Source organism: Streptomyces sp. NPDC001108, assembly GCF_053598535.1.
Window position 1 is genome coordinate 177,297 of the sequence record NZ_JBSFKL010000003.1, and the last position, 15,956, is coordinate 193,252.

General features: G+C 72.6%; 14 protein-coding genes. 4 read left to right on the plus strand and 10 right to left on the minus strand.

Annotated elements, in window-relative coordinates:
- The first annotated feature begins 4 nt into the window (after positions 1 to 4).
- Entirely contained in the window at positions 5 to 1,099 is a 1,095-nt protein-coding gene (locus ACWC97_RS09310; protein WP_352272928.1) for a DUF2637 domain-containing protein, read from the plus strand.
- 54 nt (positions 1,100 to 1,153) lie between these two features.
- Here ACWC97_RS09310 and ACWC97_RS09315 read toward each other — a convergent pair whose 3' ends face one another.
- Positions 1,154 to 1,516 (minus strand): ATP-binding protein, encoded by a 363-nt coding sequence (locus tag ACWC97_RS09315; RefSeq protein WP_450648793.1) that lies wholly within the window; start codon positions 1,514 to 1,516, stop codon positions 1,154 to 1,156.
- 378 nt (positions 1,517 to 1,894) lie between these two features.
- On the opposite strand from ACWC97_RS09315, the gene ACWC97_RS09320 reads away from it, so the two are divergent.
- Together ACWC97_RS09320 and ACWC97_RS09325 are read left to right on the plus strand one after the other, a co-directional pair.
- Positions 1,895 to 2,320 carry a ribonuclease gene (locus tag ACWC97_RS09320; RefSeq protein ID WP_352272929.1) on the plus strand — a complete coding sequence of 142 codons (426 nt, stop codon included), beginning with the start codon at positions 1,895 to 1,897 and terminating at the stop codon, positions 2,318 to 2,320.
- Between the two features lie 109 nt (positions 2,321 to 2,429).
- Positions 2,430 to 2,816 carry a barstar family protein gene (locus ACWC97_RS09325; RefSeq protein WP_450648377.1) on the plus strand — a complete coding sequence of 129 codons (387 nt, stop codon included), beginning with the start codon at positions 2,430 to 2,432 and terminating at the stop codon, positions 2,814 to 2,816.
- A gap of 90 nt (positions 2,817 to 2,906) precedes the next feature.
- Here the strand turns inward: ACWC97_RS09325 and ACWC97_RS09330 are convergent, their stop codons facing one another.
- Positions 2,907 to 5,294, minus strand: coding sequence for a collagenase (locus ACWC97_RS09330; RefSeq protein ID WP_450648379.1), 2,388 nt, complete (start codon positions 5,292 to 5,294; stop codon positions 2,907 to 2,909).
- Positions 5,295 to 5,621: 327 nt separating this feature from the next.
- Between ACWC97_RS09330 and ACWC97_RS09335 the strand changes: the two genes are divergently transcribed.
- A complete protein-coding gene (locus tag ACWC97_RS09335; RefSeq protein ID WP_450648381.1) occupies positions 5,622 to 7,100 on the plus strand; it encodes an aminopeptidase P family protein in 1,479 nt (492 codons plus the stop codon).
- Positions 7,101 to 7,164: 64 nt separating this feature from the next.
- Here the strand turns inward: ACWC97_RS09335 and ACWC97_RS09340 are convergent, their stop codons facing one another.
- From ACWC97_RS09340 to ACWC97_RS09375, 8 genes are all read right to left on the minus strand, one after another.
- Positions 7,165 to 7,872: a GntR family transcriptional regulator gene (locus tag ACWC97_RS09340; RefSeq protein ID WP_450648383.1), complete on the minus strand. Its 708-nt coding sequence runs from the start codon at positions 7,870 to 7,872 to the stop codon at positions 7,165 to 7,167.
- A gap of 121 nt (positions 7,873 to 7,993) precedes the next feature.
- Positions 7,994 to 8,935 (minus strand): ornithine cyclodeaminase family protein, encoded by a 942-nt coding sequence (locus ACWC97_RS09345; protein WP_450648385.1) that lies wholly within the window; start codon positions 8,933 to 8,935, stop codon positions 7,994 to 7,996.
- The gene (locus ACWC97_RS09350) at positions 8,932 to 9,933 is read right to left on the minus strand and encodes a proline racemase family protein (RefSeq protein ID WP_450648387.1); all 1,002 of its coding nucleotides are present in this window, start codon (positions 9,931 to 9,933) and stop codon (positions 8,932 to 8,934) included. The genes ACWC97_RS09345 and ACWC97_RS09350 overlap by 4 nt, the downstream gene beginning before the upstream one ends.
- A gap of 119 nt (positions 9,934 to 10,052) precedes the next feature.
- On the minus strand, positions 10,053 to 10,961 hold the full coding sequence (locus ACWC97_RS09355; protein ID WP_450648388.1) for a dihydrodipicolinate synthase family protein: 909 nt from the start codon (positions 10,959 to 10,961) through the stop codon (positions 10,053 to 10,055).
- 64 nt (positions 10,962 to 11,025) lie between these two features.
- Positions 11,026 to 12,495, minus strand: coding sequence for an FAD/NAD(P)-dependent oxidoreductase (locus tag ACWC97_RS09360; protein ID WP_450648390.1), 1,470 nt, complete (start codon positions 12,493 to 12,495; stop codon positions 11,026 to 11,028).
- Positions 12,476 to 12,736, minus strand: coding sequence for a (2Fe-2S)-binding protein (locus ACWC97_RS09365; RefSeq protein WP_385206417.1), 261 nt, complete (start codon positions 12,734 to 12,736; stop codon positions 12,476 to 12,478). The genes ACWC97_RS09360 and ACWC97_RS09365 overlap by 20 nt, the downstream gene beginning before the upstream one ends.
- 152 nt (positions 12,737 to 12,888) lie before the next feature.
- A complete protein-coding gene (locus tag ACWC97_RS09370; protein ID WP_352272939.1) occupies positions 12,889 to 14,055 on the minus strand; it encodes an NAD(P)/FAD-dependent oxidoreductase in 1,167 nt (388 codons plus the stop codon).
- A gap of 110 nt (positions 14,056 to 14,165) precedes the next feature.
- A complete protein-coding gene (locus ACWC97_RS09375) occupies positions 14,166 to 15,908 on the minus strand; it encodes a pyruvate dehydrogenase (RefSeq protein ID WP_352272940.1) in 1,743 nt (580 codons plus the stop codon).
- Positions 15,909 to 15,956 lie beyond the last annotated feature (48 nt).

Consider the following 15,956-nt stretch of genomic DNA (forward strand, 5'->3'; position numbering starts at 1 on the left):
GCGCATGAGACTGACCGACATACCGCTGAACTGGCTGCTTCCGGGCGCCGTGCTGCTCGTGGGAGTCCTGGCGGCGATGGCGGTGGTCGCACGCGGCAAGCGCGCCGCTGACGCATCCGCGGCCGACGACACCTGGGAACGCAGCGAGGAGCGGCGCCGGCGCAAGGAAGCCCTGTACGCCACCGCCTCGTACGTCCTGCTGTTCTGCTGCGCGGCGGTCGCCGCCGCACTCTCCTTCCACGGGCTCGTCGGCTTCGGCGAGCAGAACCTCGGCCTCTCCGGGGGCTGGGAGTACCTGGTCCCCTTCGGCCTCGACGGCGCGGCCATGTTCTGTTCCGTGCTCGCGGTGCGGGAGGCCAGCCACGGCGACGCGGCGCTCGGCTCCCGCCTGCTGGTGTGGACGTTCGCCGGCGCCGCCGCCTGGTTCAACTGGGTGCACGCCCCTCGCGGGATCGACCACGCGGGTGCCCCGCACTTCTTCGCGGGCATGTCGCTCTCGGCGGCCGTGCTCTTCGACCGGGCCCTCAAACAGACCCGCCGGGCCGCGCTGCGCGAACAGGGCCTGGTGCCCCGTCCGCTGCCGCAGATCCGGATCGTGCGGTGGCTGCGCGCCCCCCGGGAGACGTTCGGCGCCTGGTCGCTGATGCTCCTGGAGAACGTGCGCACCCTCGACGAGGCGGTCGACGAGGTGCGCGAGGACCGGCGGGAGAAGGAGCAGAACCGTCTCCGCAGGAAGGACCAGGAGAAGCTGGACCGGGCCCACATCAAGGCCCTGAACCGGCAGAACCGGGCCTGGCACCGGGTCGGCCGCGCCGCACCCGCCCCGGTGGACGTCCAGGCCCTCACCACCACGGCGGGCTCCGGGCCGCCGGCCGTGGAGCCCGCCATATCCGAGCCGGGACAACTGCCCCTGCGTCCCCGGCCCTCCCTGCAGGCCGTGGCGGGTACGGGCCCGGGTACGGGTCCGGCCGCCGCCCCGGAACGGAGCACGGATGAGCCCGTCACCGTCGACCTCACCGCCGAGGACGACACCCAGGCACTGCCCCGGCTCGACACGCTGGAGCAGAAACTGAAGGACCTGGAGCAGCAGTTCGGCTGAGCCCCGGCCGATCCGCCACCGGAAGGCCCTGACGTCCCGGCCCCCGCCGGCCCGTCAGGGCCTTCCGCCGTCCAGTTCGAACCAGACGACCTTGCCCAGCGCCTGCGCGCTGACCCCCCAGGCGTCCGCGAGGGCCTTCACCAGGAGCAGCCCCCGGCCGTGCGTACCGTCGTCGGCGTCCGGTACGTAGGACTGGGGCAGTCCGGGCACGAAGTCCCGCACCTCCACGCGCAGTCCTGAGGGGGCCACGCTCGCGGTGACGACCGCGCCGTGCGCCGTGTGGATCAGCGCGTTGGTCACCACCTCGCTGAGCAGCAGCTCCGCCACTCCGGCCGACTCGTCGGGCCATCGGTAACGCAGGAACTCCCGCAGGGCCCCGCGCACTTCGCTGACGGCCGCCAGATCGGCGTGGGCCAGTCTGCGGCGTAAGGTGACCGCACTCCGGCCCCGCGTCGCCGGGCCCCTCGGCGCCCCGCCCGTCATGGATCCGGATTCTCCCTGACATCCCATCGGCTCCCCCGCCCGCACAGTGAACCGCCTCCCGTCTCCTTGTCGGCGGTCGTTGGTCGTCGACCGCCGTTCGTCGTCCTTGCCCGGAACATGTCCACGGGATGCATGCCCCGCTGACAGGCCGTCACGCTTGTCGATTCATCAACAAGTGAACAGAGGCTCGTGGTCGACCGGAGAGACCTCGGACATTCGATCGACACAATTCCTCCTCTCGGGTTAACTCCCAAAAAATTCACATCGGTCGCCGTTGACGCCGCCCTGTCTACGCGCGTCATCATGGTGGCTATGCGCATCCCCCCACGGATCACCACGCTCGGCGGCGCAGCCGCCCTTCTGTCCGTCCTCCTCGTCGGCGCCCCGGCCGCCACGGCCGGCGCCACGACCGCCGCACCGGTCGCCGCCTCCTCGCTCTCCTCCGTCGCCTCGGTGGGCAGCGTCTGCTACTCGGCGCTGCCCCCGCAGGCCCACGACACCCTGGACCTGATCGCCAAGGGCGGTCCGTTCCCGTACTCGCAGGACGGTGTCGTCTTCCAGAACCGGGAAGGCGTCCTGCCCAGCCAGAGCACCGGCTACTACCACGAGTACACCGTCATCACCCCCGGCTCCCCGACGCGCGGCGCGCGGCGGATCGTGACCGGCCAGAAGACGCAGGAGGACTACTACACCAGTGACCACTACGCCACCTTCCGTCTGATCGACCAGGGCTGCTGAGCCCCGGTCCTCGGGACCGATCCGCGCCGCAGCCCCCCACCTGCGGCGCGGATCACGCGTGCGGTGCGGCGGGGCGGGCCGTGTGTCCGGCGGCTTGTACGCTCCCCCCATGACCGTGACGTATGTGATCGACGGCGCCCGGGTCACCGGTCTGGACCGGTTCTGGGACGTGATCGGCGAGGCGGTGAACGGTACGGGCGGGTACTTCGGCCGCAATCTCGACGCCCTCGCGGACTGCCTGCACGGGGGCATGGGCACCCCCGACGACGGCGACTACGTCTTCGAGTGGCGGGACCACGCGGCCTCCGCGCGGGCCCTGGGCCACGAGGAGACGGCCCGGCAGCTGCGGCAGAGCCTCCAGCGGGCCGATCCCACCCACCGCACGGTGCTCCGCCACCGGCTCGACGAGGCCCTCGCGGGCCGCGGGCCGACGCTCTTCGACCGGATCGTGGAGATGCTCCGCGACGAGGGGCCGGGGGAACTGCGGCTGCGGTGAACTCCGGCCGCGCCCCCGGGAAGCGCGACGGCGCCGGTCGGCCGAGCGGGAACATCACTCGGCCGACCGGCACCGCGGGGGTCGTGGGGATCAGAACTCGGTGGTCACCTTGGCCCCGTCGAAGGCCTCGTTGCCGTAGAGGCTGATGTAGTGGTACCCGGGCGCCGGGTTGTTGACGGTCAGGGTGTGCGCGTTGCCCGCGCCGGCGGCCTTGTCGGTGTAGGCCCCGGTGGTCGCCCACCCCGTCGAGCTGTAGTAGAGGTCGGCGTCGCCCGTGCCGCCGGAGGCGGTGATCTTCAGCTGGGTGGTGCCGGCCGGGATGAGGACGGCCAGGTAGGCGTAGTCGCCCTTGACGGCCTTCAGCCCGCTGCGCATGCAGTTCTGGCCCAGCAGCCGGACGTCGGCGTCCTTGCACTCGGTGAGGTCACCGGGCGGGGTGGTGGAATCGCCGCCGCAGGCACCGGCCGCACAGGCGGTCAGCCAGGTGTTCCAGTCGGCGTCGTACCGGCTGCCGATGGTCGAGGTGAGCAGGGTGCGGGCGCCGTTCCAGTCGCCCTTGCGGTAGAGGCCGAGCAGGGTGTCGACGTCCGCGCGGTGCGACTGGAGCATGTAACGGACGGCCAGGTAGCCCCAGTTGTAGACCCGGGTCTGGTCGGCGTTGTCGTAGGTGGTGTCGAACAGGGTCCGCAGGGTGTAGGTGCGGTTGGCGGCCTGGGCGATGGCGTCGTCGTAGGCGACCTTGCGGTACGAGTAGGAGACGTACTCCGCGAAGCCCTCCACCCACCAGACGGTCGGCGTGGTCATTCCGGCCTCGAAGTCGCCGTACATGTCGAACCGGCCGTCGAGGTAGTGCGTGTACTCGTGGTTGAGGTTCCAGATCTGGAAGTCGGGGCGGGCCCACTCGGCCTCGTAGGCGATGAACCGGGGGGTGTTTCCGGCGGCCTTGGGGTCGCCCTCCAGGTACATGCCGCCGTTGTTGGTGTCGATGCCGAAGATCACACCGGCGTAGGTCTGGTAGTCGCTGCTGGAGTTGAAGACCACGACCTCGATGGTCTTGTTGTTGTCGTCGGCGACCGGGCCGTTGTCCCGGGCCACCTGGTGGAAGTAGGCGTCCTGGTTGCGCAGGCTGGTGCAGCTCGCGTCGAGCTCCGCCTGGTTCATGTCCTGCGCCCGGATGGTGATGCTGTCGCTACAGGTGAACCGCACCGGCAGGACGGACTTCTCCAGGCGCTCCGCGAGGTTGCAGGCGCCGTACTTGGCGCAGTTGACCTTGTCGAAGGCGTCGACCATCATCGCCAGGTTGACCCAGAGCGGGGCGGTGGAGTTGTCGAGGGAGCTCTTGCCCATCAGGTCGACCACGAGCGGGCTCGCCTTGGCGCGCAGCGAGTCCTCCTTGAGGAAGCGGCCGAGTTCGAGTCCCGCGTTGGCGGCCAGGAACGAGTTCTTGGTGCCGAGCAGGTCGAGGTGGTTCGCGGCGAAGTCGCGCAGGGAGTTCAGTACGCTGGGGTCGGCCTCGATGGCGCTGACGAACTCCGGCACCTGGTGACCGCGGAACATCACCGTGTACACGCTGTTCACGGCGTTGACCATGTACCACGAGCCGTCGTACGACGCGTTGTAGTCGGCCAGCATCTTCTTGACGACGTTCAGGTAGCGGGCGTTCTGCTCGGAGCTGTCGATCAGGATGATCGCCTCGGAGAGGCTCTCACCGTTGGCGTCGGTGACGTCGTAGGCGTGCGAGGAGTTGAAGAATCCGTCCAGCGCGCCCTGGATGGCCGTCTTCAGACGCGGGCCGTACGGGCCGACGGTGTCGGGGTCGTAGTACTGGACGTAGTAACCGGCCCGCAGGAAGAGGATCAGCTGCGGCATCCCGGTGCTGCCGTCACCGGGGTACGAGGCCGAGGCGTCGCGCATGGCGTCGGCGACGGTGACCATCTGGTCCTCGCGGAAGGCGTTGTAGCCGTCCTGGCCCTGGAGCTTGAAGAGCGTGTTGACACAGTCGGTGGTCGCCGCCTTGACCTTCGCGACCAGGGCGCTTCCGGTGTTGTTGGTGAAGTCGGTGACGTCGCACGCGGCGGCGGCCCTGCCGGACGCCTTGAGGCCGGCCCGCTTCGCGGCCTTCATCGAGGGCGCCGGGTGGCTCGGGAGCGCGGCGGCCGGGTCGTCGTAGTCCCGCCTGAGCGCGTCCTTGGACGCGGACTGCGGAGGCCGGTCGGCGGCCTCGAGCGCCGATCGGTCGCTGTGGGCGGGGTCGCCGGCGGGTGCGGTCAGCGACTCGGCGGTGGGACCGCCGGGGGTCCCGGTGCGGGGTTCCGCCTGCCGTCCGGCGGCCTTCACGGCGTGGGGGGCCGTGGCCGAGGCCACGGGGGACTGTCCGGCGGCCTGGCTCGGCGCGGAGAGCATGCCCACGCCCAGGCATGCCGCCAGGACCGCCGTGGACAGTCCAGCTATCTTCTGACGAACCCTCAGGTTCTTCACGTGCCGCCTCCCAGCGGAGTGGTGGCCGCGCGACGAGGCGCGGCTGTGGGGGAATGCGAGGGTGCCGGTGGGGCCCGGCCCGGACCGCCCACGTCGTGACATGGACACAACTTCCGTTCCCTTGCGCGCTGTACAATGGCACATGTCACATGTCCTTCGGAAGCCCTCTCACGCACATTCATCTGCGCGCCAACTTCCGCCCCCAGCACGGACCCAGGGATGCGGCACCGCTCGATCCGGTCGCCACCACCGCTCTTCCGGCCGGGCCCCGCCTCCCGACAGCACCCGGCGCCCCGTACCCGGGCCCCGGCCGAGCCCCGAGGAGCCATGCCCGTGTCCCGTTCCTTCTCCGCGCCCAGCACCGGAAGCCACGATCTGCCGGTCTCCGCCGCACTGGACGCCTTCATGAGCACGGCCTGGGCGGACACCCCCGTGCGGCCGGATTCCCGCGTCCCCTCGCACGGGCTGACCCCCGCCCGCCGCGCCCGGCTGGCCGCTCGCTTCCCCGGTGAGCGGCTGGTCGTGCCGGCCGGGGCCCTGCGGGTCCGCTCCAACGACACCGACCACCGCTTCCGGCCGCACACCGGATACGCCTGGCTCACCGGCCTCACCGGCGAGGACCAGGCCGGACACGTCCTGGTCCTGGAGCCGGACGGCGACGAACGGCACGAGGCGGTGCTGTACCTGCGGCCGCGCTCACCCCGTACCGGCCGGGAGTTCTACCAGGACCGCAGGTACGGGGAGTTCTGGGTGGGCCGCCGGCCGGACCTGGCGGAGGCCGCCGAGCTGACCGGGCTGCGCTGCGAGCCGCTGGAGGACTGGGAGAAGCTCTTCACCGGGCCGCAGCCGCCGGTGCGGGCGCTGGGCGGGGTGGACCCGTCCGTCGACGAACTCCTGCGCTCCCGGCGCCCGTTCCCGCTCGGACGCTCGGCCCCGGCCGGGCTCGAAGCCGTGCTCAGCGAGCTCCGGCTCGTCAAGGACCCATGGGAGATCACGCAGTTGCAGCTGGCCGTGGACGCGACGACGGCGGGCTTCGAGGACGTCGTACGCAGCCTGCCGCAGGCGTCGCGCCATCCGCGCGGGGAGCGCTGGATCGAGGGTGTCTTCGATCTGCGGGCCCGGCTGGAGGGGAACGGACCCGGGTACTCCACGATCGCCGCGGCCGGGGCGCACGCCTGCGTCCTGCACTGGATCCGCAACGACGGCCCGCTGGAGGACGGCCAACTGCTGCTGCTGGACGCCGGGGTGGAGACCGATGCGCTCTACACCGCCGACATCACCCGCACCCTGCCGCTCTCCGGCCGCTTCTCCCCCGTCCAGCGCGGTGTGTACGAGCTGGTGCTCGCCGCCCAGGAGGCGGGCATCGCGGCGCTGCGGCCGGGGGCCCGCTTCCGGGACTTCCACCGGGCGGCCATGCGGGTCATCGCCGAAGGGCTGCACGAGTGGGGTGTGCTGCGGATGTCCGCGGACGAGGCGCTCGCCCCGGAGAACGGCTTCCACCGCCGGTACACGCTGTGCAGCAGCGGCCACATGCTCGGGATGGACCTGCACGACTGCGCCCGGGCACGGGCCGGCGCCTATCTCGACGGCCGCCTGGAGCCGGGGCAGGTGCTGACCGTGGAGCCGGGGCTCTACCTCCAGCCCGACGACGAGACGCTGCCGCCGGAACTGCGCGGCATCGGGGTGCGGATCGAGGACGATCTGGTGGTCACGAAGGACGGGGCCCGGCTGATGTCGTCGGCGCTGCCGCGCACCGCCGACGGGGTCGAGGAGTGGATGGGCGCGCTGCTGGAGAGCCGGGCCTGAGGTCCGTCCCGCCTTCCCGGCCCCGTCCCGGCGGTGGCCGGGAGGGCGGTGCCGGACCCCGGGGTCAGGCCTTGGCGACCCGGGGGCGGTCGACCTCCGCCCCGTCGGGGTTCTCCTCGGCCCAGAGGTTCCTGACGTGGGACATGTGGCCCAGCATGCACCGCTCGGCGCCCGCCGCGTCCCCCGCGATCAGCAGGTCCAGCAACTGGGCGTGCTCCTCGGCCGACTGGACCAGCAGCCCGGACGCGTCGAGCCGGTTCAGCCCGAAGAGGCGGGAGCGCTTGCGCAGATTGCCGACCTCCTCCACCAGACGGCGGTTGCCGGCCAGGCCGAGCAGTTCGAGGTGGAAGCGGCGGTCGGCCTCCAGGTAGCCGAGTATGTCGTGCTCGGAGGCGGCCTCGACGATGGCCCGCGCGAGCGGCCGCAGCGCTTCCAGCTCCGCGGTCTTCCCCATCCGGGCGATCCGACCGACGGTGGGCACCTCGATCATGACCCGGAGCTCCGTGAAGTCGTCCAGGTCCTGTTCGGTCAGCTCCGTCACGCGGAAGCCCTTGTTGCGGACGGCCTCCACCAGGCCCTCGCGGGCCAGGTCGAGCATGGCCTCGCGGACCGGGGTGGCGGAGACCCCGAAGTCGGCGGCGAGGGCGGGGGCGGAGTAGATCACGCCGGGACGGAGCTCCCCCGAGATGAGGGCCGCCCTGAGGGCGTTCGCCACCTGGTCGCGCAAGTGCTCCTGCGCGGAGATGGCGTTGAGCGTCGTCAGGCGGGCCATGTCTGCATCCTCCAGCACCGTGCGGAGCCTCAGGATACAATGTCACGTTTCCATGGACGCCCGATGTCCCCGGTCCGTGCCCATCCGTCCACTGGGGACGCCCTTCCCAACGATCTCCCTGTTACGGGGCGGAGTTGCGGTGCACCGCCTCCGCGACGGCCAGGTCCTCCCACCCCATGCCGACGCTCTTGAAGAACCGGGGCCCCGAGGAAGCGGCCGGAACGCCGCCCGGGACCCGGCCGGTGACCAGGTCGGACAGCCCGCCGACGATGTCCTCGGCGGCGAACACCCCCTCCGCCAGGGGGATCAGCAGATCGCCCGCACCCGCCAGCACCGCCGTGCGGGCCTCGACGAAGACGGCGGACCGGGCCACCAGCGCGCTGTCGACCTCGCGGGCGTCCGGGGTGTGCGAGCCGACCGCGACGACCGTCGCCCCGTCCGGCACCAGGGTGCCGTCGAAGAGCGGAGCGGCGGAGGCCGTGCAGCAGAGCACCAGGTCGGCGGTGGCGACGTCGGCGCCGTCCGCCCGCCCGGTGCCGGCCTCCACGCCGCGCCGCCGGGCGTACCCGGCGAGCTCCTCGGCCCGCCGCGCGGTCCGGCCGGTCACGGTGACCCGTTCGACGCGGCGCTCCGCCAGTACCGCGTCGAGGTGCCCGTACGCCTGCGGTCCCGTGCCGAAGAGCACCAGGTGGCGTACGACGGGGCCGGTGAGGTGGCGGATCGCCAGCGCGGAGACGGCCGGTGTCCGCAGGGTGGTGAGCGCGGCCCCGTCCAGCAGGGCGAGGGGCAGCAGGGTGGCCCCGTCGAGCAGGAGGTAGCTTCCGGTGATCCGGGGCAGGCCGCGCGCCGGGTTGTCGGGGGCGACCCCGGCGATCTTCACTCCGGTGACCCGCCGGGTGGTGGCGGGCATGATCAGCAGCTCTCCGCCGGGCACCGGGAGGTGGTGCCGGGGAGGGACCGTCTCCGGGTCCAGCCCCCCGCCCAGCGCCGCCTCCAGCGCGTCGGCCGCCGCTCGCGGTCCCAGGGCCGCGATGTCGTCGGCGCCGAGCAGGGGAAGGTTCACAGCAGAAATCCTTCGGGGAAGGGGTCGGACGGGTTCAGGAAGAATTGTGCGGTACCGGTGATCCAGGCGCGCCCTGTGACGGTGGGCACGACGGCCGGGAGCCCGCCCACGGTGGTCTCCTCGACGAGCCGCCCGGTGAACGAGGTGCCGATGAACGACTCGTTGACGAAGTCCGCGCCCAGCGGGAGTTCGCCGCGCGCGTGCAGTTGCGCCATCCGGGCGGAGGTGCCCGTGCCGCAGGGCGAGCGGTCGAACCAGCCGGGGTGGATGGCCATCGCGTGCCGGGAGTGGCGGGCGTCGGAGCCGGGTGCCAGGAACTGGACGTGCTTGAGGCCGTGGATGTCCGGGGCCTCCGGGTGGACGGGCCGGCCGGTGGCGTTGACCACGTCCATCAGGGCGAGTCCGGCGGCCAGGATGTCGTCCTTGCGCGCCCGGTCGAAGGGCAGCCCGAGGTCGGCCAGCTCGACCATCGCGTAGAAGTTCCCGCCGTAGGCGAGGTCGTAGCGCACCGTCCCGTACCCGGGCACCTCGGCCGTCCGGTCCAGCGCGACGCTGAACGCCGGGACGTTGGTGAGCGTCACCGCGGTGGCCTCGCCGTCCTTCACCCGTACGTCGACGGAGACGAGCCCGGCCGGGGTGTCCAGCCGTACGGTGGTGACGGGTTCGGTGACCTCCACCATGCCGGTCTCCACCAGCACGGTCGCCACCCCGATGGTGCCGTGCCCGCACATCGGCAGGAAGCCGGAGACCTCGATGTAGAGGACGCCGAAGTCCGCGTCCGGCCGGGTGGGCGGCTGGAGGATGGCGCCGCTCATCGCGGCGTGGCCGCGCGGTTCGTACATGAGCAGGGTGCGCACGGCGTCGCGGTGCTGCTGGAAGTGGGCGCGCCGCTCGGCCATGGTGGCGCCGGGGATGGTGCCGATGCCACCGGTGATGACCCGGGTCGGCATGCCCTCGGTGTGCGAGTCGACGGCGTGGAAGATGTGACGGGTCTGCAAGGCTCCCCCTGGTTCGTCACGGCGGACACGAAGAAGATCACGGGATCACGGGATCACGGCGGGCGGTACGGTCCGGGCCGGCCCGTGCTGGGCCGGGCCCGGACCGGCGGGTGCGCGGGTCAGTGCGCGCCGCCGGCCAGTACCTTCTCCGTCGCGGCGCGTACGGCGGCCAGGTCCTCCGCGGGCAGCGGGAAGCGCGGGGGCCGGGTGCGGCCGCCGTGCCGGCCGACGACGTCCATGGACGCCTTGATGGCCTGGACGAACTCCGGCTTGGAGTCCCAGCGCAGCAGCGGGTGCAGCTCCCGGTAGAGCGGCAGGGCGGTGGCCAGGTCACCGGCGACCGCGGCCCGGTACAGGTCGACGCAGGAGGACGGCAGCATGTTCGGGCAGCCCGCGATCCAGCCGACGGCACCGCCAAGCGCCAGCTCCAGCAGCACGTCGTCGGCGCCGATCAGCAGATCGAGGCCGGGCGCCGCCTCGGCGATCTCGTACGCCCTGCGGACGTCGCCGCTGAACTCCTTGACCGCCACCACGCTGCCGTCCTGGTGGAGCCGGGCGAGCAGCTGGGGGCTCAGGTCGACCTTGGTGTCGAAGGGGTTGTTGTACGCGACGACGGGTACGCCGGCCTCGGCCACCTCGGCGTAGTGGGCGCGCACCGCCTCGTCCTCGCAGCGGTACCCGTTGGGCGGCAGCAGCAGGACGGAGCCGGCGCCCGTCTCGGCGGCCCGTTCCGCCCAGCGCCGCGATTCGGCGCTGCCGTACGCGGAGACGCCCGGCATGACCCGGTTCCCGTCACCGGCGGCCTCGACCGCGACCCGGACCACCTCTTCGCGTTCGTCGTCGGTGAGGGTCTGGTACTCCCCGAGCGAGCCGTTGGGCACCACCCCGTCGCAGCCCGACTCGATGAGCCAGCGCACATGGGCGGCGAAGGCGTCGTAGTCGATGGTGCGGTCCTCGCGCAGGGTGATCGGGGTGGCGACCATGATTCCGTGCCAGGGGCGGGTGCGCTGATCGGTGTTCGTCTGCATCGTGACTCCTTGAGAGGTGTGACATGGCACAGTGCGGTGGCATCAGGACAGCGGTAACGGGGGGCTATCCGGGGTCGGTCAGGTCGGCGAGGGTGCCGAGCTTCACGGGGCAGGCCAGCGGTCGGCGGTCGGGGCCGCCGGGCGCGGTCCCGGAGCCGTGTGCGGCGGCCAGGGCACGGACGGCGAATCCGCAGGTGCGCCCCTGGCACCAGCCCATTCCGGCCCGGGTGAGCAGCTTGGCGGTACGGGTGTCACCGGCGCCCAGCTCCGTGCAGGCGGTACGGATCCGGCCCGCGGTGACCTCCTCGCAGCGGCAGACCTCCGTGTCGTCGGCCAGCCACTCGCTCCAGCCGTCCCCCGGCCGGTGCGCGGCCCCCATCAGGGCGGCGAACTCCCGCATCCGGCGCCGGGCGCGCCCCAGGGCGACCGCCCGGCGGGCGTCCTTCGCGCGCACTCCGCCCCGTACCTCACGGACGACCGCGAGGGCCGCCAACTCGCCTTCACAGAGGGCGAGTTCGACGCCTCCGATACCGCCCGTCTCACCGGCGGCCCAGATCCCGGTGACGGTGGTCGCGAGGGAGCGGTCGACGGTGACCGCGTGGCTGCCGTCGGGGCCGGTACGGGTGGAGCACCCGGCCGCCAGGGCGAGGTCCAGCTGCGGTACGAGTCCGTGGCCGACGGCGAGCGCGTCGCAGGCGATCCGGCGCCCCGTCCCGGCCACGGGGCGCCACCGGTGGTCCACCCGGCTGACGGTCACCGCCTCGACCCGCTCGTCCCCGTGCACCTCGGTGACCGCCCGGCGGGTCAGCATCCGCACCCCGGCGCGGGCCAGTTCGGCCCCGTACCGGGCGCCCTCCACCGCCTTGCCGGGGTTGCCGGCCAGCACCCGGGGCGCGCGGGCGTACGCCCCGTACCCGGCTGCCTCGACCAGGGCCGGGACACTCGCCCCGGCCCGCGTCAGCGAGGCGGCGACGGCCTGGAGGAGCGGGCCGCTCCCGGCGACCACGATCCGGCGCCCGGGGAGGACCAGCCCGGACTTGAGCATCGCCTGGGCCCCGGCCGCGCTCACCACTCCGGGGAGGGTCCAGCCGGGGAACGGGAGCTGGCGCTCGTACGCGCCGGTCGCCAGGACGACGCGGCGGGCGTGGACGGCGGTGCGGGTCTCCCGGTCGTCGCCGGTGACCGCGTGCAGGAACCAGCCCTCGTCCCCGGCCCGTTCGACCGTCCACACCTGGTGGCGGGCGAGGTGGCGGACCGCGCCGGTGGAGCGGTGTACGGCGAGCCGGGCGGAGAGGTCCGCGAAGGCGTTCCAGTGGTGGTGGAGGGCTTCGGGGCGGGCGGCGCCGAGCCCGGGGGCCGGGCTGCGGTAGTACTGCCCGCCGGGGGCGTCGGCCGCGTCCAGCAGGACCACGTCGAGTCCCCGGTCGGCGGCGGTGACGGCCGCGGCCAGACCGGCCGGCCCCGCGCCCACCACGGCGAGCCCGGCGGCGCGGTCGGTGCCCCGGGGGCGGGGCTCATCCGTCGAGTGCGGCATGTCCGTCGCCCTCCTGGGTGGTGATGGTGTCGCCCGGTCGGGCGGGCAGCAGGCAGGCCCGCTGGTTGGGGCGGCCGTTGACGGTGGCCAGGCATTCGTAGCAGGCGCCGATGCCGCAGAAGGCGCCCCTCGGGCGTCCCTCGACCCGGGTGGTGCGCCAGCTGAGGATGCCCGCCGACCAGAGTGCGGCGGCGACGGTCTGGCCCGGAAGCCCCGCGACCGGGCGGCCGTCGAAGGTCATCCGGAACTCCGGTTCCGGTGCGGCGCCGACGAGTTCGGCGGGGGTTCGTGCTCGGCTGCGTCTCACTGGTGCCTCTCCTCGGTCCTCACTGGAGCTGTTCCCGGGCTGTTTCCGGCGGTGCGGCGGGTGGCGGGTGGCGGACGCCCGTACCGTCATCCGGCCCGGCGCCCGGGGTCGAACCGTTCGGGGGCGAACGGGGCGAGGTCGAGGGTGGGCCGCGCCCCCCGGACCGCCTCGGCGATCAGCAGCCCGGTCGCCGGGGCCAGCCCGATCCCCGCCCCCTCGTGCCCGCAGGCGTGGAAGAGCCCCGGCACCCGGGGATCCGGTCCGATCGCCGGGAGGTGGTCGGGCAGGTACGGGCGGAAGCCGTGGTACGCGCGGATCACCCGCACGTCGGCGAGGACCGGGAAGAGCGCGGTGGCGGCCGCCGCCAGCCGGGCGGCCACCGGCACGGAGAACGTCCGGTCGAAGCCGACCCGTTCGCGGCTCGCCCCGATGAGCACCGGTCCGGAGGGGGTCCCCTCCACCACGGGCGAGGTCTGGAGCGCGGCGGATCCGCTCGACACGTCGGCGACGTACTCCGCCGCGTAGACCTTGTGCCGGATCAGCCGGGGCAGCGGTTCGGTGACGAGGACGAAGCCCCGGCGCGGCAGGACAGGGAGTTCCACCCCGGCCAGCGCGGCGAGTTCGCCGCCCCAGGTGCCCGCCGCGTTGACCACGGCGGGGGCCCGCAGTTCCCCCCGTACGGTACGCACGCCGCACACCGCGCCGGCCCGGTCGCGGAGGATCCCGACCACCTCCTCCCCGGGGCGCACGAGCGCACCGGAGCGGGCAGCCGACCGCAGCAACTCCGCGGCCGCCAGGGCGGGCTGGACCTGGGCGTCCTGCGGGTAGTGGCAGCCGCCGGCCAGTCCGGGCGCGAGGTGGGGCTCGACGTCCCGGAGCCGGTCGGCGGTGACGGGGTGCGCCTCGACGCCCGCCGCGCGCTGGCCCTCGGCGGTGGCGGACAGGGCGGCCAGGGAGTCCTCGGACGCCGCGACGACCACGCCCCCCTTGGCCTCGTACTCGATGCCCGGGGGCAGCTCGTCGGCCAGTCCCTGCCACAACCGGGCGGAGAGCAGGGCGAGTTCGAGCTCCGGTCCGGGCACCTTGTCGGAGACCAGGAGGTTTCCCTCACCGGCTCCGGTGGTTCCGCCCGCCACCGGACCCCGGTCGACGACGGCTACGGAGAGTCCGGACCGGGAGGCGTAGTGGGCACAGGCCGCACCGACCACTCCGGCCCCGATGATGACGGCATCCAGGGGGCGTCTCGTGAGCACGTCAGTAATATGTCACATTGCTCAAGGGTCGCCAAGGGTGTCCGCGAGGACGGTTGATCAGTCACCGTCCCCGGGCGGACCGTCCGAACGGGCAGGGGGCGCCCGCCCGTTCAGGGGCGGGGCACGTTGCGCAGGTTGGAGCGGGCCATCTGGACCATCCGGCCCACTCCCCCGTCCAGCACGATCTTGCTGGCGGAGAGCGCGAAGCCGGTCAGCATGTCGGCGCTGATCTTCGGTGGGATGGAGAGGGCGTTGGGGTCGGTGACGACATCGACGAGGGCCGGACCCCGGTGCTTGAAGGCGTCCTTGAGGGCGCCTTCGAGCTGTTTGGGCTTCTCCACCCGCACCCCGTACGCCCCGCAGGCCCGGGCGACCGCGGCGAAGTCCGGGTTGTCGTTGGTCGTACCGAACGACGGCAGGCCCGCGACGAGCATCTCCAGCTCGACCATGCCGAGGGAGGAGTTGTTGAAGACGACGACCTTCACCGGCAGATCGTGCTGGACCAGCGTCAGGAAGTCCCCCATCAGCATGGTGAATCCGCCGTCGCCCGACATCGAGACCACCTGCCGGTTCCGGTCGGTGAACTGGGCACCGATCGCCTGCGGGAGCGCGTTGGCCATCGAACCGTGGCTGAACGACCCGATGACCCGGCGCCTGCCGTTGGGCGAGAGGTAACGGGCGGCCCACACGTTGCACATGCCGGTGTCGACGGTGAACACGGCATCCTCGTCGGCTAGTTCGTCCAGCACCGCGGCGACGTACTCCGGGTGGATCGGGACGTGCTTGTCGACCTTGCGGGTGTACGCCTTGACCACGCCCTCCAGGGCGTCGGCGTGCTTCTTCAGCATCCGGTCGAGGAACCTGCGGTCGGTCTTGGTCCTCACCTGCGGGGTCAGGCAGCGCAGCGTCTCCCGGACGTCGCCCCAGACCGCCAGGTCCAGCTGGGACCGGCGGCCCAGGTGCTCGGGGCGCACGTCGACCTGGACGATCTTCACATCGGTCGGGAGGAAGGCGTTGTACGGGAAGTCCGTGCCGAGCAGGATCAGCAGATCGCACTCGTGGGTCGCCTCGTAGGCGGCGCCGTAGCCCAGCAGTCCGCTCATCCCCACGTCGTACGGGTTGTCGTACTGGATCCACTCCTTGCCGCGCAGCGCGTGCCCGACCGGCGCCTTCACCCGTTCGGCGAAGGCCATCACCTCCGCGTGGGCCCCGGCCGTGCCGCTGCCGCAGAACAGGGTCACCCGCTTCGCCGCGTCGACCATCCGGGCGAGCGCGTCGATCTCCGCGTCACCGGGCCGGACCGTCGGCCGCGAGGTGACCAGCGCGTGCTCGACCGACCGCTCCGGGGCCGGCTGGGCCGCGATGTCGCCCGGCATCGTGACGACGCTGACGCCGCCCTGGCCGACCGCGTGCTGGATGGCGGTCTGGAGCAGCCGCGGCATCTGCTGCGGATTGGAGATCATCTCGTTGTAGTGGCTGCACTCCTGGAAGAGCAGCTCCGGATGGGTCTCCTGGAAGTAGCCGAGCCCGATCTCGCTCGACGGGATGTGCGAGGCCAGGGCGAGCACCGGGGCCATGGAGCGGTGGGCGTCGTAGAGGCCGTTGATGAGGTGGAGGTTGCCGGGGCCGCACGATCCGGCGCAGGCCGCCAGTGACCCGGTGATCTGGGCCTCGGCACCGGCGGCGAACGCCGCGGTCTCCTCGTGCCGGACCTGGATCCAGTCGATGGACCGGTTGCGCCGGATGGCGTCGACGACCGGGTTGAGGCTGTCGCCGACGACCCCGTACATCCGCTTCACGCCCGCCCGGGCGAGGATGTCGACGAACTGCTCCGACACGTTCTGCTTGGCCATGGGTGCGTGCCCTTTCCCCACTGCGGCTTCGGGACTTCCGCTCCCATC

What these genes read in the sequence shown, in the direction of transcription:
- ACWC97_RS09340 (WP_450648383.1), bottom strand. Translation starts at nt 7,872, where the DNA reads ATGGCCCGCCTGACGACGCTCAACGCCATCTCCGCGCAGGAGCACTTG.
- ACWC97_RS09335 (WP_450648381.1), top strand. Translation starts at nt 5,622, where the DNA reads ATGCCCGTGTCCCGTTCCTTCTCCGCGCCCAGCACCGGAAGCCACGAT.
- ACWC97_RS09310 (WP_352272928.1), top strand. Translation starts at nt 5, where the DNA reads ATGAGACTGACCGACATACCGCTGAACTGGCTGCTTCCGGGCGCCGTG.
- ACWC97_RS09320 (WP_352272929.1), top strand. Translation starts at nt 1,895, where the DNA reads ATGCGCATCCCCCCACGGATCACCACGCTCGGCGGCGCAGCCGCCCTT.
- ACWC97_RS09365 (WP_385206417.1), bottom strand. Translation starts at nt 12,736, where the DNA reads ATGACCTTCGACGGCCGCCCGGTCGCGGGGCTTCCGGGCCAGACCGTC.
- ACWC97_RS09360 (WP_450648390.1), bottom strand. Translation starts at nt 12,495, where the DNA reads ATGCCGCACTCGACGGATGAGCCCCGCCCCCGGGGCACCGACCGCGCC.
- ACWC97_RS09325 (WP_450648377.1), top strand. Translation starts at nt 2,430, where the DNA reads ATGACCGTGACGTATGTGATCGACGGCGCCCGGGTCACCGGTCTGGAC.
- ACWC97_RS09375 (WP_352272940.1), bottom strand. Translation starts at nt 15,908, where the DNA reads ATGGCCAAGCAGAACGTGTCGGAGCAGTTCGTCGACATCCTCGCCCGG.
- ACWC97_RS09355 (WP_450648388.1), bottom strand. Translation starts at nt 10,961, where the DNA reads ATGCAGACGAACACCGATCAGCGCACCCGCCCCTGGCACGGAATCATG.